17 protein-coding genes and 1 other annotated feature are annotated in these 23437 nt (G+C 38.1%); of the genes, 7 read left to right on the plus strand and 10 right to left on the minus strand.

Annotated features, from left to right (window positions below):
* Positions 1–79: 79 nt before the first annotated feature.
* Complete coding sequence (gene proS / locus QE429_RS16535) at positions 80–1510, minus strand: proline--tRNA ligase (protein WP_307288484.1); 1431 nt, start codon at positions 1508–1510, stop codon at positions 80–82.
* 74 nt (positions 1511–1584) lie between these two features.
* Positions 1585–1800, minus strand: a binding site (T-box leader).
* A 168-nt stretch (positions 1801–1968) separates the two neighbouring features.
* Here proS and QE429_RS16540 point away from each other — a divergent pair.
* Positions 1969–2859: a cupredoxin domain-containing protein gene (locus tag QE429_RS16540; protein WP_307288486.1), complete on the plus strand. Its 891-nt coding sequence runs from the start codon at positions 1969–1971 to the stop codon at positions 2857–2859.
* 47 nt (positions 2860–2906) lie between these two features.
* Here QE429_RS16540 and QE429_RS16545 read toward each other — a convergent pair whose 3' ends face one another.
* The 6 genes from QE429_RS16545 to QE429_RS16570 form a co-directional block, all read right to left on the minus strand.
* Positions 2907–3443, minus strand: coding sequence for a PepSY-associated TM helix domain-containing protein (locus QE429_RS16545; protein WP_307288487.1), 537 nt, complete (start codon positions 3441–3443; stop codon positions 2907–2909).
* 94 nt (positions 3444–3537) lie between these two features.
* On the minus strand, positions 3538–4815 hold the full coding sequence (locus tag QE429_RS16550) for a sensor histidine kinase (RefSeq protein ID WP_307288488.1): 1278 nt from the start codon (positions 4813–4815) through the stop codon (positions 3538–3540).
* A 9-nt stretch (positions 4816–4824) separates the two neighbouring features.
* Positions 4825–5496 (minus strand): response regulator transcription factor, encoded by a 672-nt coding sequence (locus tag QE429_RS16555; protein ID WP_307288489.1) that lies wholly within the window; start codon positions 5494–5496, stop codon positions 4825–4827.
* Between the two features lie 242 nt (positions 5497–5738).
* Positions 5739–6914 (minus strand): ABC transporter permease, encoded by a 1176-nt coding sequence (locus QE429_RS16560; protein WP_307290864.1) that lies wholly within the window; start codon positions 6912–6914, stop codon positions 5739–5741.
* A complete protein-coding gene (locus QE429_RS16565; protein ID WP_307290865.1) occupies positions 6883–7593 on the minus strand; it encodes an ABC transporter ATP-binding protein in 711 nt (236 codons plus the stop codon). Before QE429_RS16565 ends, QE429_RS16560 begins: the two co-directional genes overlap by 32 nt.
* A gap of 2 nt (positions 7594–7595) precedes the next feature.
* Positions 7596–8570 carry an efflux RND transporter periplasmic adaptor subunit gene (locus QE429_RS16570; protein WP_307288490.1) on the minus strand — a complete coding sequence of 325 codons (975 nt, stop codon included), beginning with the start codon at positions 8568–8570 and terminating at the stop codon, positions 7596–7598.
* 189 nt (positions 8571–8759) lie between these two features.
* Here QE429_RS16570 and QE429_RS16575 point away from each other — a divergent pair, with 189 nt between their 5' ends.
* From QE429_RS16575 to QE429_RS16590, 4 genes are all read left to right on the plus strand, one after another.
* A complete protein-coding gene (locus tag QE429_RS16575; RefSeq protein ID WP_307288491.1) occupies positions 8760–9221 on the plus strand; it encodes a MarR family winged helix-turn-helix transcriptional regulator in 462 nt (153 codons plus the stop codon).
* Positions 9222–9224: 3 nt separating this feature from the next.
* Positions 9225–12362, plus strand: coding sequence for an MMPL family transporter (locus QE429_RS16580; RefSeq protein WP_307288492.1), 3138 nt, complete (start codon positions 9225–9227; stop codon positions 12360–12362).
* A gap of 156 nt (positions 12363–12518) precedes the next feature.
* The gene (locus QE429_RS16585; RefSeq protein WP_307288493.1) at positions 12519–13976 is read left to right on the plus strand and encodes an alanine/glycine:cation symporter family protein; all 1458 of its coding nucleotides are present in this window, start codon (positions 12519–12521) and stop codon (positions 13974–13976) included.
* Between the two features lie 118 nt (positions 13977–14094).
* Positions 14095–15558, plus strand: coding sequence for a TerD family protein (locus tag QE429_RS16590; RefSeq protein WP_307288494.1), 1464 nt, complete (start codon positions 14095–14097; stop codon positions 15556–15558).
* A 236-nt stretch (positions 15559–15794) separates the two neighbouring features.
* Here QE429_RS16590 and selB read toward each other — a convergent pair whose 3' ends face one another.
* Entirely contained in the window at positions 15795–17678 is a 1884-nt protein-coding gene (selB, locus tag QE429_RS16595) for a selenocysteine-specific translation elongation factor (RefSeq protein ID WP_307288495.1), read from the minus strand.
* A gap of 248 nt (positions 17679–17926) precedes the next feature.
* Between selB and QE429_RS16600 the strand changes: the two genes are divergently transcribed.
* Positions 17927–19231 carry an Nramp family divalent metal transporter gene (locus QE429_RS16600; protein WP_307288496.1) on the plus strand — a complete coding sequence of 435 codons (1305 nt, stop codon included), beginning with the start codon at positions 17927–17929 and terminating at the stop codon, positions 19229–19231.
* A gap of 971 nt (positions 19232–20202) precedes the next feature.
* On the opposite strand, the gene QE429_RS16605 is transcribed toward QE429_RS16600, so the two are convergent.
* Complete coding sequence (locus QE429_RS16605) at positions 20203–21180, minus strand: hypothetical protein (protein WP_307288497.1); 978 nt, start codon at positions 21178–21180, stop codon at positions 20203–20205.
* A gap of 209 nt (positions 21181–21389) precedes the next feature.
* Here QE429_RS16605 and QE429_RS16610 point away from each other — a divergent pair, with 209 nt between their 5' ends.
* Positions 21390–21791: a GNAT family N-acetyltransferase gene (locus QE429_RS16610; RefSeq protein WP_307288499.1), complete on the plus strand. Its 402-nt coding sequence runs from the start codon at positions 21390–21392 to the stop codon at positions 21789–21791.
* A gap of 760 nt (positions 21792–22551) precedes the next feature.
* Here the strand turns inward: QE429_RS16610 and QE429_RS16615 are convergent.
* Complete coding sequence (locus QE429_RS16615) at positions 22552–22992, minus strand: cell wall hydrolase (RefSeq protein WP_307288500.1); 441 nt, start codon at positions 22990–22992, stop codon at positions 22552–22554.
* Positions 22993–23437 lie beyond the last annotated feature (445 nt).

Below are 23437 nucleotides of genomic sequence, written 5' to 3' on the forward strand. Positions count from 1 at the left end.
GTATATATCTACACGGTTTTGAGATATATCTACAAATACACACAAAAAAGGCCCTCCTAAAAAGGAAGAGCCCCCATTCTTAGTATGCTTTTGCCCAGTAAACCATCTTAGTAGCTTCTTTGCCGCAGCATACACATTTGTCAGAAACTTGTTCTTGTTCAAATGGCATACATCTTGAAGTTGCCCCAGTTTCTTCTTTAATTTTGTCCTCACAAGCTACATCTTCACACCACATAGCTTTGATAAATCCTGGCTTCTCCTCTAGAGTTTCTTTTAACTCAGGAAGTGTAGTCGCTAGAGAAGTTCTTTCTTCACGGTGATTCAATGCCTTGTTGTATAAATTAGTCTGAATCTCGTCAAGTAACGCAACAAGTTTAGTTTCCAATTCATCCATTGGTACAATGACCTTTTCTAAGGTATCGCGTCTTACCAATACTACCTGTTTATTTTCAATATCCTTTGGTCCAACCTCTAGACGAACTGGAACACCCTTCATTTCGTACTCATTGAACTTCCAGCCTGGCTTTTTATCGCTTGCATCAATATCAACACGCGCAACCTGTCCTAGTGACTTTTTCAAATCATAGGCAAAGTCCAGCACCCCTTCTTTATGCTGAGCAATAGGTACAATCATGACTTGGGTTGGAGCCGCTTTTGGAGGAATGACTAGACCGCGGTCGTCCCCATGCACCATGATTAATGCCCCAATGATTCTTGTTGTAAAGCCCCAAGAAGTTTGGTGAACATACTGTAGTTTACCTTCTTTATCCGTGTACTGAATGTTAAAAGCTTCCGCAAAACCAGTACCAAAGTGGTGCGAGGTACCAGACTGCAACGCTTTTCCGTCGTGCATTAAGCTTTCAATAGTAAAAGTCGCTTTTGCACCCGCAAACTTTTCTTTTTCTGTTTTTTGTCCCTTTACAACTGGAATCGCAAGGATTTCCTCACAAATCGCTGCATATACATTTAACATTTTAATGGTTTCTTCCATTGCCTCTTCATCTGTTGCATGGGCAGTATGGCCTTCCTGCCATAAAAATTCTAATGTACGTAAGAATGGACGTGTTGTTTTTTCCCAGCGAACAACGTTAGCCCATTGATTATAAAGCTTTGGTAAATCTCTGTATGAATGAATGATATTACTATAATGCTCACAAAAAAGAACCTCAGAAGTTGGGCGGACAACCAAACGCTCAGCTAATTCTTCAGAACCGCCGTGTGTAACCCATGCTACTTCTGGAGCAAAGCCTTCCACGTGGTCTTTTTCCTTTTGTAATAAGCTTTCTGGAATGAATAAAGGCATATAGACATTCTCATGTCCAGTTTCTTTGATGCGACGATCTAATTCGTTTTTAATATTATCCCATAAAGCATATCCGTACGGACGAATAATCATTGATCCGCGAACGCTTGAATAGTCAATTAAATCTGCTTTAGTTACAACATCTGTATACCACTGGGCGAAATCATCATCCATCGCCGTGACATCTTTTACAAATTCCTTAGCCATCTTGACACCTCATTAAATTTATTAAAATAAATACACAGAGCTTCCGTATACATGCAAAAAGGCCCTAATCCCAAAAAAGGGACCAAGGCCTGGCGGTACCACCCTAAATTCATAAAGCATTCGCTTTAAACTCTTTGCATGATAACGGATTTGATCCGCATGTATCTTCAAGATATCCGATACAGAACTCAGAGGCAGGTTCAAATGACTGTCTTAAGAAACCTCGCACCAATGGTTTCCTCTCTTGGTAAGACACAATTCACTTTACTAATCCCCGTCATCGTTTCAATAGTATTTTTGAAGAAATTATATATTTCATCAACCAAAAAGTCAAGGTTCATAAAACGTTCATATAATTCACTTAATAGGCACTTTTGTATACATAATTTACAATTATAATACTCTTATGTTGTTTATTTCTAAAAATGATTCAGCACACATAAGAGGAGACCAATCAAATGACTATTTTTTCAATCATATCGGCCGTACTTGTTGCTATAGGGACCGGCTATACCATTTACCTTCTATACCGCAATAAAAATCAACTGAGCAATACTCCAGGATTACTGCTTAGCATGGTAATTGCTATTATTACAGGCTTGTTGACCGGAAGCATTATTGGAATTCTCTCTGGTGAAACATTTTTAGTTGTTGGCGTTAGCATGATTATTGGATTCGTAATTGGCTTCTTAGCAGGACACCCTATTGGATTACTTGCGATACTAATGGCTTCTATCTTTGGGTTAATCGGTGGGATTAATGGAGCAATTCTTGGATTATTTCTTCAATACATAACCCCCACCATACTACTTGGAATTTTATTAGGATTCTATATTGTGATAATCGGTTTTGTTATTGTTTACATTTCCGTAACCACGAAGAATAAATTTTCAATTGATACCGAAGAACTATCTCCATTTGCAATATTAGGAGGAGGAGCTGTTCTCGTATCACTATTTTTATTTATGTATAGTACTGATATGGTAAAGATTCCAGGGAAATCAGAGACAGCACAAGCTGTAACAAAACAAGAAAACGCAGCTAAAAAGGCATCTGCAACAGAAATCGATGTTACCGATCAAAGCAAACCAAAAATAAACATGCTCGTAACAAAGACAGGATACACCCCTAATGTCATCCGTGTGAAAAAGGGTGTTCCAATAGAACTAGAGATCAATAATCCACTGGAAGATAGCTGTTTATCAACATTTATGATTCCTGATTTTAATATTAAAAACGTTAACTTAAAAGTTGGAACGACCAAACTTTCCTTTACCCCTGATAAAACAGGAAAATATACGTTTAGTTGCGGCATGGAAATGTTTAAAGGAACAATAATCGTAGAATAAAAGACAAAAAGGCTGACTTCCTCCAATTAAGTCAGCTTTTTTTTCACCTATAAAACTTCTTGATTTTCTAAGTACCGCTTTTTTCTCTTTCTATCTGTGCGCAGGATTTGAATAGATAAATAGATTCCTGAACCGGTAAGGAACATCATAGCGATTGCCGTTAAATCAATTAGCCATTTCACGTCAGTATTACCGATTCTTCCTTCATGCAGACCTCGGATGGTGCTCATGAATGATCCTTGTCCCATTCTTTCTCCACGAAATCCTTCAGGAAAATTCCCATTCCTGCCGAACCCAGAAGTTCCTTGAAATTGTCCATTTTCATTCGAGCCAGTTTGTCCCTGGGATTGAGCATTTCTATTAAACCCATTTTGCCCTTGCATTTGACCATTTCCTTGACCAGCATTCTGTCTAAATTGTCCTCCATTGAACTGACCCGGCTGAAAGTTTCCTCTTCCACCTTCAACTTGAGCTTGTCCCATTAACCATGGTTCATTCATTAATAAGCCGGTAAGCGACTCCATAAAAATTAATACAGATGCAATTAATCCGATCCATAAGTGCGCCCTTCTTAGTTTCTTCATTACGGTGTTTTCTCCTTTCAACATAATGTTGTTTCCATTCATAAGCCTATTATGTTGAGGGTTCCTTAAGATTTCCTTAAAAAAGAACCCAAAATTAATTTTTTTGGGTTCTTGGAAAAATAATTTCAATGGTCGTTCCTTTACCGAGACTACTTTGAACCTTGGTTTTTCCATGATGTTTCTCGATAATCCATTTTGCAATTGACAAGCCAAGACCCGTACCTTCGGCAGCGGTTCGAGCTTTGTCGCTTTGATAGAAACGGTCAAATATTTTTGGAATATCTTCTTCTGGGATACCAATCCCATTATCCTTTACTTCTAAGTGGATGGAGGAGTGACTTTGCCTGCATGAAAGTAGGATTTCCCCTCCTTCTTTCGTGTACTTTATTGCGTTATCCAACAAGATAACAATAAGCTGATGAATCCTTTCTTTATCTGCATAAAATTCCACCGGTTCAAGAGCACATAAACGAAGTTCCTTCTCTTGGTATAGAGCAATCTCTTCATAATGATGTAGAATTTCTTTTAATAGTTCATCTAAGCGGAAAGACTTCTTCCTCATTTCAATCTGATCGGAATCAGACCTGGCCAACGTCAATAAATTGGCCACAAGTTTCGACAGACGTCTTGATTCATTAGAAATGGCTGAAATATCTAATATTTTATCCTTTATCGTTGCTGCTGGTGATCGAAAAAGAATATCTGTCTTTGCTTGGATTACAGCTAATGGGGTTCGCAGTTCGTGCGATGCATCAGAAACAAACTCTGTCTGCTTTTGCCATGCCTTTTTAATCGGCACAAGTGCTTTGCCCGCTAAGAAATAACCCGATACAACAGCTAGAACGACTCCGATACAAATTCCGATGATAATAATTAACAGGAGTCTTTTTAGTAACTCATTTTCTGAGTCTACATTTCGAATAAATTGAACGGTAATTTTACCTAACTCAGGATGAACAACTTCGAATGCAACATATCGAAAAGAAAATTGCTCCACATTCACATCCTCTAGACTATTTAATGTTTTCGGTCGAATTGCCTCTTCATTATCTAGAAAAAGGTCAGAATCACGGTTTTGTTCCGCGATTAATTGTTTATTTTCATCCCAAATTAAGGTCATGATTCTTGGGTCTCTTCGGACAAATCTTGCTTTCACCCCAGGCTCATCTTCTTTTTTCTCACCTTTTAATGGGCCTATACCAGGTCTCGGCTGATTCTCAAAGTGTTTAAGTGATTCTTCTAGTGACTCATTAACATCCTTATATAATCTGTTCTCCGTATAAAAATAAATAATAGCACCAAGCACGCTAATTAGGATAATAAAGACGATTGAATTAATAAATGTTAATCGGATAAGTGTTTGCCGAAACATTTGCTCCCCCTACTCTTCGTTAAGCATATAACCTACTCCACGAATCGTTTTAATATCAGAATGGTAACCCGATGGTTCTAGTTTTTTTCGAAGGTGATGCATGAAAACCTCAACAATGGCAATGGTTGTATCTGAATCAAAGCCCCATACGCGATCATAGATTTGTTCCTTGGTTAAAATAGCCCCTTTGTTTTGAATGAGGTATTCTAGTAGTTCATATTGTTTGGCTGTAAGTTTGATTTGTTCACCATTTGCCACAATGTCTCTTTCTTTTCCTAATAGTTCTATTCCACGATATTGTATGGTCTGATTAGTAGTTAAGCTGCCACTTCTTCGTAATAATGCTCGGATCCTTGCTTTTAACTCCGCTGCTTGGAATGGCTTCACTAAGTAATCATCTCCGCCGCTATCCAACCCCTTCACACGGTCTTCCAGGGAATCTCTAGCTGTCAGAAACAGGACTGGTATTTTTAATCCTTCTTTACGAATCGTCTGAAGGACTTCAAATCCATCTATTTCGGGGATCATTACGTCTAAAACAATAGCATCATGGATGTTTTGCATGGCCAAAAACAATGCATCTTCTCCATTCGTTGCTTGATCAACCTCAAATTCGTCTGATAATAATTCAACAATTGATTCCAACAACGAAAGATTATCTTCGACAACTAGTAAACGCATCTCTATCTCTCCTAGTAAAAAGGTCTATTTTGATGTTACAAAAAAGTATAATATCCGACTTCGAGAATTGTCCAGCTCCAGCGCCTAGCCCCTCGGGTCAAATAACCTTCGGCAATAAAAGTCAAAAGGCGGACTTTTCTTCCCGAAGAATATTTGCCTGTCGGGGCTGACCAAGGCGCTTACGCTTTTCTAATTATAGAGGAAACAAAGCGGCCGCAATAGATGCGATCCGCTTTGTTTCACTATTCATATCTCAGTGCTTGAATCGGATTCAACTTAGAAGCTTTATTAGCAGGGAATACTCCAAAAATCACACCTACTGCTAACGAGAATAAAAACGATAATATCATTACTGAAGAAGTAAACGATACGGTCAAGCTTAATAGAGAGGATAATAATTTTCCTATGCCTACTCCTGCTAAAATCCCAATAACCCCACCTACTCCACTTAAGACAACCGCTTCAATAAGGAATTGTAAAAGGACATCTCTCCTTTTTGCCCCTATTGCTTTACGAATACCAATTTCTTTGGTTCGTTCTGAAACAGATACAAGCATTATATTCATAATTCCAATTCCACCGACAAGTAGAGAAATACTAGCAATCCCTCCAAGCATCATAGTCATCGTATCTGTAACAGAACTCATCGTATCCATTAAATCCTGTTGGTTTGTTACACTATAGGAATCACTTTTATTAGGAAATATAGAAGCCATTTTCCTTTCTACTTCGTTCATGACATAGTCCATTTGGTCTTCACTTTTTCCTTGAAGATATACTTGATTAATCGTTGTACTCTTGACCAACCGCTGTCCCGTACTAATTGGAACGATAACCACATTATCACCGCTTTGCCCAAGTGAACTGCCTTTTGATACGAGGACACCTACTACTTTAAAGGATGTTCCCTCAATTTGAATGTATTGACCAATAGGGTTTTCCGCACCAAAAAAGGTTGATGCCGTATCTGCACCGATTACTGCAATTTTTTGTCTATATTCAATATCTAAATCTGTAATGAAACGCCCTGCACTCACTTTAGTGTCACGCACAATGGAATAAGCAGCATTGGTTCCTGTTAGTGTCACTTGTGAAGAGGTTTTATCTTTTTTAACATTTACCCGTCCAGAAACAACAGGAGAAATAGCCTTCACACCATTTAGTTTACCAAGCCCATCGATTTTATCTTCTGATAATGCTAAATCTGTGCCAAAGGTATTAATCGTTAAGAGGTTCGTTCCAAGCTGATTAATCTGACTCGTCACATTTTTGGCCGATCCTTGTGCGATTGAAACAAGGATGATGACAGAGGACACTCCAATAATCATTCCCAGCATCGTTAAAGCAGACCTAAGCTTATTCCCTCTAATACTGCGGAGTGCCATTTTAATAGATTGAAAGATTCCCAACAAGGTCACCCCCGTTTTCTTGAAGCTGGCCATCTTGAATACTGACCATTCTCTTCGCTTGCTTTGCAATGGCTAAATCATGCGTTATTAAAATAATGGTATGCCCTGTTTCATTAAGCTCTTGCATAATGAGTAGAATTTCTTTACTAGTTTTACTGTCAAGTGCACCTGTTGGTTCATCCGCAAGAAGGATGGATGGATTTCCTACAAGTGCTCTAGCAATCGCCACCCGTTGCTGCTGTCCCCCTGAAAGCTGGGTTGGCAAATGGCCTGCCCTCTCCTTTAAACCTACTTTTTCAAGGCTTTCTAAAGCTCTCTCCCGTCGTTCTTTGGTGGGAACCCCGCTATATAACAATGGCAATTCTACATTTTCAAGTGCTGTTAACTTAGTTAAGAGATTAAAATTTTGAAAGATAAATCCTATTTTTTTATTTCTAATCGTCGCCAATTGATTGTCATTCATCTTGCTGATGTCTCTACCATCCAATAAATAGGTTCCCGACTGCGGTCTGTCGAGGCAGCCTAACATGTTCATTAGAGTGGATTTACCGGAACCAGATGGGCCAATGATGGCTAAGAATTCTCCTTGCTCAATATCAATTGAAACTTTATTTAGAGCATGGACTGTCTCTCCTCCAAGTTGGTAGGTCTTCATTAAACCTTTAATTTGAATAATTGGTTTGGCCATCACTAGTTACCGGTCCTTCCACTAAATTGTCCTTGACGACCACCACTGCGGTTAAAACCGCCCATTCCACCCATATTTCCTCCGCCAAATCCTCCACCTTGCATGAAGCCTCTTGTATTGTTTGAAGAGGTACCAGTGGCAAGCTGTGGTAATTGAACAACTTGTCCCTCTTTTAAACCTTCGGTAATTTCGACATAATCTTCATTAGCTAATCCCGTTTTTACCATTTGTTGTTCTGTTCCGCCATTAGATTGTGAATTGTCCGAGGCTGATGTTAGTAGGACATATTTTTCATTATTACTGCTGTGAATGGCATCGAGCGGCACATATAATGTATCCTTCTTGCTTGCTGTTAATATACTAGCCTCTGTACTCATACCAACTTTAAGATTAACAGGTTTATCAATATGAATCGTTACATCAAAAGTAGACACACCGTTGGAAGAAGTACCTTCTTCAGCTATATTCGTCACCTTACCTGTGTAACTTTGATCTGGGAAGGCATTTATTTTGATATTTACAGTTTGATCTTTTTTTATCTGTGGAATATCAAGCTCATCTATTTGTACCACTGTCTCCAAGTCTTTATAGTTCGTAACATGTGCAACAACTTGTCCACTTGTTACCCGCTCACCAGCTGAAACAGCAATAGTAGTGACGATTCCCGCAGCTGTCGCAGTGATTGGATCACTTCCATCCGTAAAAGAAATTAGCTCATCCCCTTCTTTAACCTCTTCACCTACAGAAACCAACACTTCATCAATTTCATTGTTATTGTCTTTTGCTTTAATATCTTCACTCGTTACTGGCTGAACTGTTCCTGATCCACTGATTTTAACTTCTAGCGTTCCTTTTTGAACAATTGCTGTCCTTACCTGTGCTGATGCTGTTTGGCTCTTTGTTTTTGTTGAAAAATATTGATAGCCGACAAAGCCAACTATAAGTATGCCTATCGTTAGTAACACCCATTTTTTCATTTGTTTTCTACTCCTTTTTATACCTGGGCTCTTAACCAGGAAGCTGAAAGTTTTCATAAAGTATTATTGCTTTCAAACCTTAATTTTTCCTTAAGGGAAAATATTGACTGAAATTTTTCTTTGTTTTATAGTTAAACAAGTGAATAGTTAAATGGTTGAACTACTTTTTCCAAAAGGGGAGGTGTAGGAATGGATAATAAAACCGTACAGGAATTGATTGACCGCTATGTGACGTTATCCTTTCAGGTACACAAAAAAGCCGAGTCATTAATTAAGGGACAAATAGGCAATGAATTGACAAATGACCAGCACTACATATTACGATATATCAACCAATCTAAGGAATGTACCTCTTCTGAATTAGCTGATGCATTTGAAGTGAATAAAAGTGCCATAACAGCAATTATTAACCGAATGGTAGAAAGAGGACTGATTCAGCGAACACGCGATGAAAACGACCGAAGGGTTGTTTATTTAACGTTGACTGTTGCAGGTGAATCCTTATTTCAGGATTGCCAAGAAAAAGTACGCTTACTAGTCGAATCGATCATTACCCAATTTGATGAAACAGAAATTGTTAACTTTGTGAATACTTATGAAAAGTTAGCTGCAATTTTAACTAACAAGAAAAAGGAAGAACTGGGGGAATAATCCTTGAACGCGATTATTAAAGGAAAATGGTTCATTCTAGTCGCTTGGATAGCTGTGATTGCTACTCTTTTTACGGTGGCACCAAATATGGAAGGCCTTGTACGTGAGAAAGGACAAATTTCTGTTCCCGAAGGCTACTCATCAACCATAGCAGAGAAAATCCTTAGAGATGTTCAATCTAGTGAAAATAAAGGAAGGGATCTGCAGACTGCACTTGTTTTCCACAGTGAAAAGAAATTAACGAAGAAAGATTTTCTCAATGCAGAAAAAGCCGTTAATATCCTGGAAAAAAACAAAGAGGAGCTCGGAATCACTGAAATCCTTTCCCATTTTAAACAAGAGCAATTAAAAGACCAGCTTGTGTCTAAAGATGGAAAAACCATCTTAGTTTCCGTAAAGGTAACAGCTAATAATCGAGATGCAAAAGAAATATCAAAAGATTTGTATGATGCCATCGAGCAAATTAAATTGGAACATTATTATACCGGAAACTGGGTGATAAGTGAGGACCTTGTGACCAATTCACAGGAAGGCTTGAAAAAAACAGAAGGAATTACAGTTGGATTTATTCTGATCGTGCTTTTGTTAGTATTTAGATCGGTCATTGCGCCCATTATTCCTTTAGTAACTGTAGGATTCAGCTATCTTACAGCCCAATCCATTGTTGCTCTGTTGGTGGATAAGGTTGATTTTCCTTTATCCACGTTTACTCAGATTTTCTTAGTAGCCGTACTATTCGGAATAGGAACGGATTATTGTATCTTGCTCCTTAGCCGCTTTAAAGAGGAAATGGCAGAAGGAAAAGATGTGAAGGAAGCGATTATTACTACTTATCGCACAGCGGGTAAAACCGTTTTCTTTAGTGGAATTGCAGTAATGATTGGTTTTGCTTCTATTGGGCTTTCCACCTTCCAGCTTTATAAATCAGCTGCTGCAGTAGCTGTCGGAGTCGCCATTTTGTTAATTGCGCTTGTTACCGTCGTTCCTTTCTTCATGGCTGTATTAGGCAAAAAACTTTTTTGGCCATCGAAAGGAAAGCTGGAGCATGGGGAAAGCAAATTCTGGGGCGTGATGGGTAAATTTGCACTGGCAAGACCTCTAATTGCTTTTATTCTTGTCGCCCTTATTTCTGTTCCGTTCTTATTTACTTATGATGACCAATTGTCGTTTAACTCGCTGGAAGAAATCAGCGATGATTATCCTTCAATAAAAGGGTTTAATATCATTGCCGATTCATTTGGTCCTGGAGAATCGATGCCAACTCAAATTGTTATTAAAAACGATGATCAAATGAATACGACGGAATATATAGCCATTACTGAAAAAATCAGTCAAGAATTAAAGAAAGTCAATGACGTAAACACCGTTCGTTCTGTTACTCGTCCAACTGGTTCACCTATTGATGACTTTTACATTTCTAAACAAGTTGTTAGCCTGGAAGACGGGCTTGGCCAAAGTAATGAGGGAATTAAAAAAATCAGTAACGGCCTAGAAGAAGCTGTAAGCCAAATGAGTTCGAACCAACCAAAAATGAAGGAAGCAACTGATGGGCTTAACACATTGATTAAGGGTACCAATGATCTAAAAACAGGAGTAGGAACTATTAAAGAAAAGCTCACTGTCATGCAAAAAGGCTTAAGTGACGGTTCATTAAAGGTTAGCGAGGCACGTGATGGGTTAAGCAAAATCAAAGCAGGTGCGGAAAGTGTATTGGATGGAGGCCAACAACTTCTACAAGGGTACAAAGATACTAATACTGGGCTTGTTGCCTTAAAAGAAAATTACAATACAATTGCCGTAAATGTTGAAGATTTACACCAAAACCTACTTGTGATGGATCAATATTTTAGTGGTCTTGAACAAGAATATCCAACCATTAACCAAAATCAAAACTATCAATCTATTAAAGAGGCTATAAAAGGGAATTCTAATTCACCAGGGGCACAAAGAATCACAGAACAATTATCAGGAAATATAAAGTATCTAAATTCTCAGTTAGGTACAGCCCAAGAGGGAATTAACAAAGTTAATTTTCAATTCGAAAAACTATTGGCCGGTCAAGAAGAGCTCATAAAAGGTTTAGAGGTGTTTGTCAATCGAATTGGTGAACTTGAAACTGGCCTATCGGAAGCTGCAAATGGTTCAGGTAGAATCATAAATGAAGGCCTCTCTCCTGTCTCCAAGGGCTTAGATGCTTTAAAAAATGGGCAGGAACAGTTTTTAACTGGTTTTCAAGATATAAATAGTCAAATTTCTGATCTTTCAGATGGCCTATCTCAAGGAGCAGATGGACTAAACCAAGTATATAATGGGCTAAATTCCGCACAGAATTACCTTTCAGATGTATCGAAGCAAAAACAAAACGGCTTTTACATTCCACAGGATGTTCTAAACAGTAAGGACTTTGAACAAGCGCTCGATGCCTACATGTCAAACGATCGAAAAGTGATGACTATTGATGTGGTCTTTAACAAAAACCCTTACTCCAATGAGGCGATTGACCGCATTCCTGAAATAAAGCAGGCAGTCAAACGGGCGGTAAAGGAGACAAAGCTGGAGAATGCAAAAGTAGCTGTCGGTGGTGTATCCAGTATGCACCATGATCTTGACACCATTTCAGAGGCTGATTATTCTCGAACAGTTGTCTTAATGTTAGTGGGGATTAGTATTATTTTGATTATTTTACTTCGCTCACTCATTATGCCACTCTATTTAATTGGTTCATTAGTGTTAACCTACTTTACTTCTATGGCCATTTCAGAAACCATTTTTGTCAATTGGTTAGGCTATACAGGAATCAGTTGGGCAGTTCCGTTCTTTGCGTTTGTCATTCTAGTCGCGTTAGGTATCGACTATAGTATTTTCTTAATGGATCGTTTTAACGAATATCGTGATATGCCAGTTCAACAAGCTATTCTTCTATCAATGAAAAAAATGGGCACTGTAATCATTTCAGCAGCCATTATCTTAGGTGGTACCTTTGCAGCCATGATGCCATCAGGAGTACTATCATTACTCGAAATAGCTACTATTCTATTAATCGGTTTGGCTTTATATTCACTTGTGGTGTTACCACTATTTGTTCCCGTAATGGTACGAACCTTTGGTGAAGCAAACTGGTGGCCATTTGTAAAAAAATAAGTCATTTAATACACCCCAACCTTTAACGGTCGGGGTGTATTTTTTAATCCGTTAACGCACTAATATATTAGAATAATTAAACAATTAAAAAAATTCTTTTAATTGTATAATATCCTGTTATATAATTAAAAAGTAATCTATCAAAGGGGGAAATATATGGAACAGTTTGTTAATTGGCTCAGTGGGATTATTTGGAGCCCAGCACTTATTTATTTATGCTTAGGTGTCGGATTATTTTACTCTTTTGCAACAAGATTTCTGCAAGTAAGACATATGAAGGACATTATTCCCTTAATGTTTAAAGGTGGGAAGTCAGAAGCTGGTATTTCATCTTTCCAAGCATTAACCCTTGCCTTATCAGGCCGTGTTGGTACTGGTAACATTGCTGGTGTAGCAACTGCCATTGCCTTCGGAGGTCCTGGTGCCGTATTTTGGATGTGGGCGATTGCTTTCTTAGGTGCAGGTTCAGCATTTGTTGAAGCCGCACTAGGTCAGGTTTATAAAGTAAAACATAACGGTCAATTCCGTGGAGGTACTGCCTTTTACATAGAAAAAGGACTAAAAATGAAATGGTACGCGGTACTCTTTGCTATTGTGACAGTTATTGCCACTGGAGTACTTTTACCTGGTGTTCAGGCAAATAGTATTGCCGCTAGTGTTGATAATGCTTTTGGGATTAGTCCTGCAATTACTGGTGGAGTTATTGTTGTTTTCCTAGCAACTATCATTTTTGGCGGTGTTAAACGTATCGCACGAGTTGCTGAACTTGTTGTTCCTTTCATGGCTTTAGGTTATATTCTTGTTGCCCTTATCATTGTAGCTATGAATATTTCTGAACTACCTGGTGTGTTAAGACTTATCTTCTCTAGTGCATTTGGTATGGATGCGGCATTCGGAGGAATTATAGGCGCAGCTATTTCTTGGGGAGTTAAACGTGGGATTTATTCAAACGAAGCAGGACAAGGTACTGCTCCACATGCTGCAGCTGCAGCAGAAGTCTCTCACCCTGCTAAACAAGGAATTGTTCAAGCATTCTCTGTATATGTAGATACCTTATTTGTTTGTTCTGCCACTGCGTTCATGATTCTTATCACTGGCATGTATAATGTTGCCCCAGAAGGTAAAGCGCAAATTGTCAATAACCTTGGTGATATTGAACCGGGTCCAGCCTATACGCAATCTGCTGTTGAATCAGTAATGCCAGGCTTCGGAGGACCATTTGTAGCTATTTCTCTATTCTTCTTCGCCTTCACAACTATCATGGCTTATTATTATATGGCAGAAACAAATCTTGCCTATATCAATCAAAAAACAAAGCGTTTATGGACTGAATATGTACTTAAGTTTGCGATTTTAGGAATGGTATTTTACGGAAGTATAAAGACAGCAGGACTAGCGTGGACATTAGGTGATATTGGTGTTGGAAGTATGGCTTGGCTAAATATTATCGCCATTCTCCTTTTAACAAAACCGGCGATGAAAGTACTGAAAGACTATGAAGCACAGCTTAAAGATGGAAAAGATCCTGTATTTGATCCCGTTAAATTAGGCATTGAAAATGCTGATTTCTGGGAAAAAGAATATTCCAAGCCTTTAGAAAAAAAGACTGGATGATCTTGTAAAAGGTTTAAAGGACTAACTCAATCGGGTTAGTCCCTTCTTTTTATTGTTGTGAAACTTTTCCTCCATTTTTTCGTAGTACATAATAAGAATGAAATGAGGAGTGAAAGATGTGGGTGTAACTCTTAGCAAGGGGCAGAAAGTTGATTTAACCAAATCATATCCTGGCCTTCAAAAAGTAGTTGTTGGGTTAGGTTGGAATATTAGTCAGCTTGGCTCCAATTTCGATTTAGATGCTTCAGCATTTTTACTTGGACAAACTGGCAAAGTAAACAGCGACCAAGACTTTGTTTTTTATAATAATCCCTCAGGGGGTAATGGTTCAATCATTTATAGTGGAGACAACCGCACAGGAGCTGGAGATCGTGACGACGAACAAATTAAAATAGATTTAAATCGTGTCCCTGCCCATATCCACCGCATTGCCTTTACAATAACCATTCACGATGCACAGGTGAAACGGCAAAATTTCGGACAAGTTTCTGATTCATATGTTCGTATCTTTAATGAAATGACGAATGAAGAATTAATTAGATTCAACTTGGGCAGGGATTTTACGGTAGAAACAGCTATCGTTGCTGCAGAATTGTACCGTCATAATGGTGAATGGAAATTCAATGCCATTGCAAGCGGCTTTCAAGGTGGACTAGCCGCACTTTGCAAGAACTTTGGAATTACGGTTGATGATCCTCCGATAAGTGCACCAACAGCACCACCTTCTCAGCAAACTAATACTTATTATCAACCAACAGATTCATACCAGCAAAATGATAGAAATCTCTACCAACCAAATCAAAACAATTATAATCCATACCAGCCAAACCAAGGCGTTAATCAACAGCCGATACATCTGCAGCCGGAATCATCGTATCAGCAGCCTGCATACGGATACCCGACGCAGTCATCATACCCAACGAATTCTGGAGCTTATCAAACATATGGTGGAGACGAAATTATTTGTCCACGCTGTCATTCCTCTAATGTTCGAACCGGTAAAAAAGGCTTCGGACTGGGTAAAGCAGCTATTGGCGGGTTAATCCTTGGACCAGTCGGGCTACTGGGCGGTTTCATCGGGAAAAACCAACTGAAGTTTACATGTAATAACTGTGGCAGTACATGGTCACCTTCCCAAACTGATTATGCAGAATGGGCAAACAATCAAAAAAGAAGAGCTCAAGAATTATTTAACCGCTATAAAAGCCAGGATGTTCTTGAAGCCGTTGTTGCAGCTTGTGCCTTGGTCGCTATGGCTGATGGTTATTTAGACACAGTGGAACGGCAAAAGATGTTAGAATTTGTTCATCAAAGCGAGGAATTACGAGTCTTTGATACAAATAAAGTAATTCAGAAATTTAACCTCTTTGTTTCTAAAATTGAAAATAACCGGATGATGGGACAGGCAGAAGCCTTCCGAGCCCTTGGAAAAATAAGAACAAAACCAGAAATAGCCAGATTAGTGGCACGCTATTGCATTGCGATCGGATATGCAGATGGGAATTTTGATAATAATGAAAAACAAATGGTGTCTGACATCTGTCGTGAGCTAGGATTAAACCCAGCGGAGTTTCTTTCATAATTAAAAACCCTCTATTCACTTGGAATAGAGGGTTCCGTTTTTAAAATACGTGCCGGTATGAAAAGTCTATTGGCATCCCTTAATCGAGTAAGCAGTAAAAGTAAAATTAGCGGAGATTTTCCGCTTATGCTAAGAAAAATCTTCCTTTTTCACATTTTTTGATTAAATAGACGGAATTTTTCCGTCTATTTATCAGCTCGGGTTCTTGCAGAAACCATTTACAATAGGAAAATTTTTCAATTTACCCACTTGCGCTTATTTTCTACTCTTTTAGTTAATCCTTTGGCATCTAGTCTTTCTAAAAATGGAATCATATACTTCCTGGATAATTCCAAGATATCCTTTGCTTCGCCTACTTCGAATTCAGGCCCTGTTTGACCTCGAAGGTTACGAACTGCTTCAGTAAAAATCTCTCCATGATAAGCAAATTGGTCATCTAACAATACAATTTGCTCTTGGTCATCTAAAAACTTTCTTAAATCAAAGATTAGATTTTCAGGTATGCCTGCAGCTGAAAAATAGTCTTTCAAATAACGAACTTTTAACCCGTCCTGTTTCAATTCTTCTAACAGGTTTTCTGTTCTCTTTGACCAGCTTTTCGGAACATGTGGAACAAATGAAGCTAAGAATACAAATTGCTCTTTCCGGTTAAATACTGCATTTGTTATCCCATGTTCAACAACAAAATCTAACAATGGTTTTGGGAATTTGTTTTGCAAGGATTGTAACAGCTCCGCTTTATTGATCCCTACTTTCATTGAATGCGCCAGGTGAAATTCCTGTAGCCTGTCAAAAATATCTTCCTCTATAGAATTGATTAACGATTGAAGAGTATATTCTTTTGCATTGTAATAAACAAAGTTTGCATCATGTAAATGCTGTAACAGCGTTGTCTCATCCAAAGCGGTTCGTTTAATTAGTTCTGTTAACGGTAAACTTTTCGCCTCAATCAGGGTAGCAGTAATGCGTTCCTTCGGTGAACCTGCCTTTTTCTTTGCTAATTCTTCTATTGTTTGGTTACCAAATCGATATTTACTACCGCGGGGATCAATCACCCAACCACCGCCAATAGTTTCCTGAGGGCTTGGTCTTCGTAAAATAAACCTGTCTCCCCGCTTAGTCAAAATCTCCTCTTCCAGTCGAAGCTGGCAAAGGATTTCACCATTTTCCTCTTTAATCTCGTTTCGATCAAAGAATACAATCCTGCCCATAACTTCTGCTGTTCCAATATGAAGCTTAATCGGCATTCTCTGTTTGACCATATGTTCTAGGTCCTCTACCATTCGAATAGCAACATCCACTGTTTTTGATACGATAAAATGTTCTGAGGAAACTAGGACGTCACCCCGTTCTACCTCTTCCTTAGAAATATTAGAAAGATTGATCGCAGTACGCTGTCCGGCATAAGCTTTTTGTGCAGGCTTATGATGCACTTGAATCTGCCGTGCTCTTACTTCCAGCCCTTTAGGCATAATTTTTAAGGCTTGCCCCTCTTCCACGGATCCCTCGTATACCGTTCCACGAACAACTGTTCCTTGACCCTTTACAGTAAACACTTGGTCGATCGGCAATCGGAAAGCCCCTTTAGCATCACGCATTTCTTGTTCTTTTAGTGTGGTAATAATTACATTCTTAATTTCTTCAATACCTTTTCCTGATAAGCTATCCACAAGTACAAAAGGCGAGTTTTCAAAAACCGTTCCCGTTAGCTCATCTAAAATATCATCTTTTACCAGATCAATGAATTCCTCATCAACGCGATCTATCTTAGTAATAGCAATCAAGCCATTTTTTACACCAAGGAACTTTAAAATATCTAAATGCTCACGGGTTTGTGGCATAACACCTTCGTCTGCTGCTACCACTAATACAACCAAATCGATACCTGCAACTCCGGCAATCATTTGTCGGATAAATCGTTCATGTCCTGGTACATCAATAACAGAGATTTGTATTTCATTATCTTCATATAAAGGAGCAAATCCTAATTCAATAGAGATTTGACGCTCTTTTTCCTCTTTTAAGCGATCGGTATCTACATTGGTAAGTGCTTTGGTTAATGAGGTTTTTCCATGGTCAATATGACCCGCCATACCAATTGTAAAATATCGTTTTTCCACGGTTGCCACCTTCTTAAAATCGTTCTTATAATTACTGTAGCCTTAATAACTCAATTGTTCAAGTTAACATTCTTAGACAGTTGATTTCATTCTAATCAAAGTTTAATCTTCTTCCATAGGCAAAATCATTCACAAATTTTTGTAAATTTTATATAATAGTTTTATAAATTTGCACACACGCAACTTTTGTTCGCCCGTGAACAAAGCTTGCATCATAGAAAAATATAAAATGAAAGGATGGTGTCTTTATGAGCCAGACAGATTCCTTTGCAGTAGAAAGGGCTCGAGCAGCAGAACACCGCACTGTTTCTGCCGCTAGAGATGCCATAAACGGAAAAGTAAAAGGGATACGAGCATTGTTGCCGTTCCTTGGGCCCGCCTTCATTGCATCCATTGCTTATATAGACCCAGGAAATTTTGCTACAAATATTCAAAGCGGCGCACGTTTTGGTTATAAAATGCTATGGGTTATTGTCTTAGCCAACCTAATGGCAATGCTTTTACAAAATATGTCTGCCAAACTAGGGATTGCAACCGGCAAAAGTCTCCCTGAAATTTGCAGAGACCATATGCCAAAATGGCTTGTAATGGTTATGTGGATAGTATCAGAGCTGGCAGCTATGGCAACGGACCTTGCAGAATTTTTAGGTGCAACACTTGCCTTAAATTTACTTGCAGGCATTCCGATGTTAATTGCAACTATTATTACTGGAATCGTAACCTACTTAATACTAATGTTAGAAAAATATGGTTTTCGACCATTAGAAAAGTTTATTGCAGCATTTGCCGTCCTGATAGGGTTGTGTTACTTAGCAGAAACGGTTCTCTCTCAACCAAATCTTTCGCAAATTGCCTATCACAGTGTCGTCCCATGGCTGGGCAATAATGAGAGTATCATGCTTGCTGTAGGTGTAATTGGAGCAACTGTTATGCCACATGCGATCTATTTACACTCTAGCTTAACGCAGAGACGGATTGTTCCAAGGAATGATGTAGAAAAAATAAAAATCCAAAAGTTTAGTACGAAAGAGATTTTCATTGCTATGACATTAGCTGGATTTGTCAACTTATCCATGATGTATATGGCTGCTTCTGTTTTCAACACGACTGGCAATAGTCAAATTGCCGACATACAATCAGCCTATCACACATTAACACCTCTGCTCGGCTCAGCTGCAGCAAGTGTGTTTCTCATATCGCTACTGGCTTCAGGTGTTTCAAGTTCCGTGGTAGGTACGATGGCTGGGCAGGTCATTATGCAGGGGTTTGTAGGTTTTACTATCCCATTATGGTTCCGCCGTCTGATTACTATGCTCCCAACGGTAATTATCGTTGCGATGGGAGTAGATCCAACTCGAACCCTTGTAATAAGCCAGGTAGTTTTAAGTATTGTACTGCCGTTCCCAATCATTGCATTAATCTACTTTACACAAAAGAAAGAGATTATGGGTGTATTAACGAATAAACGAATAACCACAGTTCTAGCCACTTTATTTGCTATCACCATTCTGGGATTAAATGTGTGGTTGGTTGTTCAGACGTTTTTGGGATAAAATGATTTATTAGAAAAAAAACACCACCAGCTATTACAACTTAAAGGATTCACTTAAGAGGTGCCCAACCACGTTTCGGCAGCGTAAATCACAGTCTATTTTACTCAGAAATCAACATGAAGAAGAGTATCTGAATAAATTGTATATGCGCTCTTTTGCTCAAAACGACCGAAGCCCTGATTTTCTTAACGATTCGGTCGTTATGAACCCTTCTAATCGACCGAAGCCCTGATTTCTTTATCCCTTCGGTCGTTATGAACCCTTCAATACGACCAAAGCCTTGATTTTTTTAGCCCTTCGGTCGTTATGAACCCTTCTAATCGACCGAAGCCCTGATTTCTTTATCCCTTCGGTCGTTATGAACCCTTCTATACGACCGAAGCCTTGATTTTTTTAGCCCTTCGGTCGTTATGAACCCTTCTAAACGACCGAAGCCCTGATTTTTTTAGCCCTTCGGTCGTTATGAACCCTTCTAAACGACCGAAGCCCTGATTTTTTTAGCCCTTCGGTCGTTATGAACCCTTCTAAACGACCGAAGCCCTGATTTTTTTAGTCCTTCGGTCGTTATGAACCCTTCTAAACGACCGGAGCCCTGATTTTTTTAGCCCTTCGGTCGTTATGAACCCTTCTAACGACCGAAGTCCTGATTTTCATAACGCTTCAGTCGTTATGAACTCGTCTCAACAACCGAAGCTCTAATTTTCCTTCCCCTTCTCCCATTAACCTCTAATTTGCACTTATTTTGGCATTCTAAATGACATCTAAATTGACACGAATTTTCAATGTACAATATGTATTGTCACTCAAAAAACACTTTAATATTGGACTGCCAATACTAAAAGAAATTGAATTAAACCTTAATATAACAACAAAATGGCATGTGTCAATTAACATGCCATTTCATCTGTCAATTTATCTTCGTGCACCCCACAAGTGAACCCTTTATATTACAGCTTTGGTGTTTTTTATGTTTAAATAACTCCCACTGCTCCTTCCCCCATTTTTTCTAACTCCTTTGCATGCTCTTCATATAACCTCAAAGCCCACTTTTGAATCAAGGGAGATGGTATAGTTTTCCACTTTTCTACTTCTACAATCTCTTCATCACTAAACGCAAGCTCAGTTAATCTTCCCATTAACACATAGGATGAATACGGATGTGGAAATCCTGGGTCATTTTTACGCTCATAATAAAATTTCTTTAGTAATCTATAAGAATTGGGCTCATAAATGAGTTCAACTAGTTTTGCCCGGTATTCTAAATCTTTTGGTTGCAGATTTGGAAAGCTGGCATAATCACTTACATGCTGAGCCTCATGTTTTAAATAGCTAACTTGAAACTCAGAATCATCCATATTTATTTTATTCGGTCGATCATTTACATAATAAAGACCTTCTGGCTTTGCCCAGCCACCCGCCCGTTTTACCCCAAAGGTCGAAAAATATATCCAACTTTGCAGTAAAAAATCTGATAAAAAATAAACGGTTACCTCTTGTGTATGATGTGGTAGTTCAATCTTAAACTCTTCCCTCTCCATTGTCTTCCAGATAAAAGGACCTCTAAAGGGACCAGTCAAACCACCTAAGAAGTGATAGCCCTTCTTATTAAAGATCACCTCTAATTGACTTTCTAACTGATCAAGATCCATATTAGAAAGTTTATCGGGAATGCATGGCGCAAGAGATTGTGCTAATTGAATTTCTGCTACAAATGCGTTTTGTTTTGTTAAAACTGCAATAAAGTATTGATAGTAAGCTAGTAGTACTCTTCTTATCCAAGGATCTTTAGATTGAATCCGAAAGATTGGTTTCTCTGTAAAGAATCTTCGATGATACTTCAATTCTAGCGCTTTGGTTTTTTTGTTCTTATTTTTTATCGAACAAAGGTATTCATACGCTGCTGGAACATCTCCTTGCAGACAATAAGCATAAAACTTTGATTCATCCATCAAGTTCCCCTCGAATTCTACAATATTTTTATAGTTAATATTTGATTCATACTTGTAAAATTCCTTTTTTGTATATAAAGGAAAATAAGGTGATGATGTCAAATGTAGTAATACAAGAAAGCAAATTTCGGAGGATAAAATGATTGAATTAGTCAGAGTTTTAAAGGAAGAGGAACAAATTTTACATAACCTTATGCAGTTCTACATCTATGAATTTACACAGTTTTTGCCAACAATTACCCTTGAAGAGACCGGTCTTTACAAACCTTGTTAATCTAACCCCCTACTGGAGCAGCCCAAACCTTCACCCTTTTTTCATTAAGAAGGAAGATGAACTTATTGGTTTTGCTTTAGTTGAAAGTGCTACTGAAACAGAACTTAACACCATTCTCGAATTTTTTATCATTCGAAAATATAATCGTAAAGGCTTTGGAAAACTTGCAGCAAACAAACTTTTTTCTATGTTCCCTGGCAAATGGCACATTACACAAATCGAAAGAAATTATCCAGCACAAGCTTTTTGGAAAAGCACAATCTCTTCATTTACTAACGGCAATTACAGCGAAAAATATGATGAAAAACGCCGTTCAATCCAAGAATTTGAGATTTAGAGTGACAAATAAAACAGTGGAGGCTGTCCCAAAAAGGTTGCCTCCACTGTTTTATTCTATCGCCCGTAAATCATTTACTAACATCTCTTTTGATTTCTCTTCGACTATTTGTTCTACATAGACTAGTACTGTTGAATACGCCTTTTTAGAAGCGTCCGTTTCACCTAATAAAGTGTATGCCCTCTATAATGCTTCATACGCATATCCAATATAAAATGGTTCAATATTATGTTCCAAACTCACCTCTAGACACTGTTTACCAAAGTAAACATACACTCTAGACAATTGCCAATATCCAATCGATAGATTTTTTGCCGTATGATCCTCTACCTGCGTCCAATGCCATGTTTGTAAATGGCACTCTCTACTAATTGGCAGTATAGTGGGTTCTGCAATATTTTTGAGAAGTTGAAGTAACTCCTCAAAATCTGGTTTGTTTTGTTTTTACCTAAGTGTAAATAGCAATATTAGCAAATATCCCCATTATTTAGTCTGCCATTTTCAGCCTGTATTGGGCATTTAAAAAAGGCGATAAATGGTTATAACTCTTTTGAATGAAAAAAGAGCCAAAATAAACAAGTAGTGCATAAAAACTTGCATATTTTAGGCTCTTTTTATTTTTACTCCTTATTGTGTCAAAGCACCTGTTAGCTTAAGTACAATACTTCACAATCTTGCTTTCTTAGATAAAACTATTACTAAAAGTATTATTTTATGTAAATATTCTAACTATGTAATAAAGCTTACTCTAAGAGTAAGCTTAACCTCTATAAACACTATCACATGTTCCAGGTTTTGGTTCATAAAAACAATGTTCTTTAAATTGACCAGTATGAGGTTGACCATACCATGTTGGTGGGCATGGAGCATGTGGATTAAAATACCAAAGAGCATATTTCGCAGGATGAACTCTCCAACCATTTATATTTTGTTGTGCTAATCTTCTTTCAGAGGTTCTTGATCTTTGATAAAAAACATTCCCTTTTTGCACTGCTTCAAAAGAATAATTTCCTCCTTGTATTTGAAATATTACATCATGAATATTGTTTACATCTTTGAAATCTAAGCATTCTGCAACAACACGATTTATTATTACATTTCCAACATATAACATTCCTTGCCTTCCTTCGCCTTCTGCTTCTGCTCTCATCATTCTTGCCATTTCATCTACTTCATGACTTCTAGCCCTTACTCTTGCCATTTCATCACCTCCCAAAAATATAGTATGAAAAAAACCTACACCCATGTCATTGATTAGATAATAAGAAATGTTTAATTACTTTTATGCAACTGCCTGTTGAATAAGAATAGCAATCTATATTATTGAAGTATCGCACTCGTTAGTTGAACAACTCCATGGCCTGTAAACTATTTATAATTTCCTTTGGTTAGAGATACCATTCTCAATAATAATAGATGCTCAATCCATTCATATATCCTCCATCTTCATTCTTTTTCGAATTCAGGTGGGCTACTAGGCATACATCCAATCCAAACTTTAACCCTGAGCATAAAATTGGTTATAAGTCTAATCACAATTAAGGAGTGAACTTCGAATTATGGTAAATACACGACAAATGCCATCTGCCCTGAATACCTGGGGTCTCGAAAATTGTATCTATCGTTTCACGTATTTGTGGCTTAGA

Origin of the sequence: Bacillus sp. SORGH_AS_0510 (genome assembly GCF_030818775.1) — a bacterium.
Classification (GTDB): domain Bacteria; phylum Bacillota; class Bacilli; order Bacillales; family Cytobacillaceae; genus Neobacillus.

Coding starts and splice junctions, on each gene's coding strand:
- proS (WP_307288484.1), bottom strand. CDS start 1,510: ATGGCTAAGGAATTTGTAAAAGATGTCACGGCGATGGATGATGATTTC.
- QE429_RS16575 (WP_307288491.1), top strand. CDS start 8,760: ATGGATAATAAAACCGTACAGGAATTGATTGACCGCTATGTGACGTTA.
- QE429_RS16615 (WP_307288500.1), bottom strand. CDS start 22,992: ATGGCAAGAGTAAGGGCTAGAAGTCATGAAGTAGATGAAATGGCAAGA.
- QE429_RS16540 (WP_307288486.1), top strand. CDS start 1,969: ATGACTATTTTTTCAATCATATCGGCCGTACTTGTTGCTATAGGGACC.
- QE429_RS16605 (WP_307288497.1), bottom strand. CDS start 21,180: ATGGATGAATCAAAGTTTTATGCTTATTGTCTGCAAGGAGATGTTCCA.
- QE429_RS16600 (WP_307288496.1), top strand. CDS start 17,927: ATGAGCCAGACAGATTCCTTTGCAGTAGAAAGGGCTCGAGCAGCAGAA.
- QE429_RS16570 (WP_307288490.1), bottom strand. CDS start 8,570: ATGAAAAAATGGGTGTTACTAACGATAGGCATACTTATAGTTGGCTTT.
- QE429_RS16545 (WP_307288487.1), bottom strand. CDS start 3,443: ATGAAGAAACTAAGAAGGGCGCACTTATGGATCGGATTAATTGCATCT.
- QE429_RS16555 (WP_307288489.1), bottom strand. CDS start 5,496: ATGCGTTTACTAGTTGTCGAAGATAATCTTTCGTTGTTGGAATCAATT.
- QE429_RS16550 (WP_307288488.1), bottom strand. CDS start 4,815: ATGTTTCGGCAAACACTTATCCGATTAACATTTATTAATTCAATCGTC.
- QE429_RS16585 (WP_307288493.1), top strand. CDS start 12,519: ATGGAACAGTTTGTTAATTGGCTCAGTGGGATTATTTGGAGCCCAGCA.
- QE429_RS16565 (WP_307290865.1), bottom strand. CDS start 7,593: ATGGCCAAACCAATTATTCAAATTAAAGGTTTAATGAAGACCTACCAA.
- QE429_RS16610 (WP_307288499.1), top strand. CDS start 21,390: ATGAATTTACACAGTTTTTGCCAACAATTACCCTTGAAGAGACCGGTC.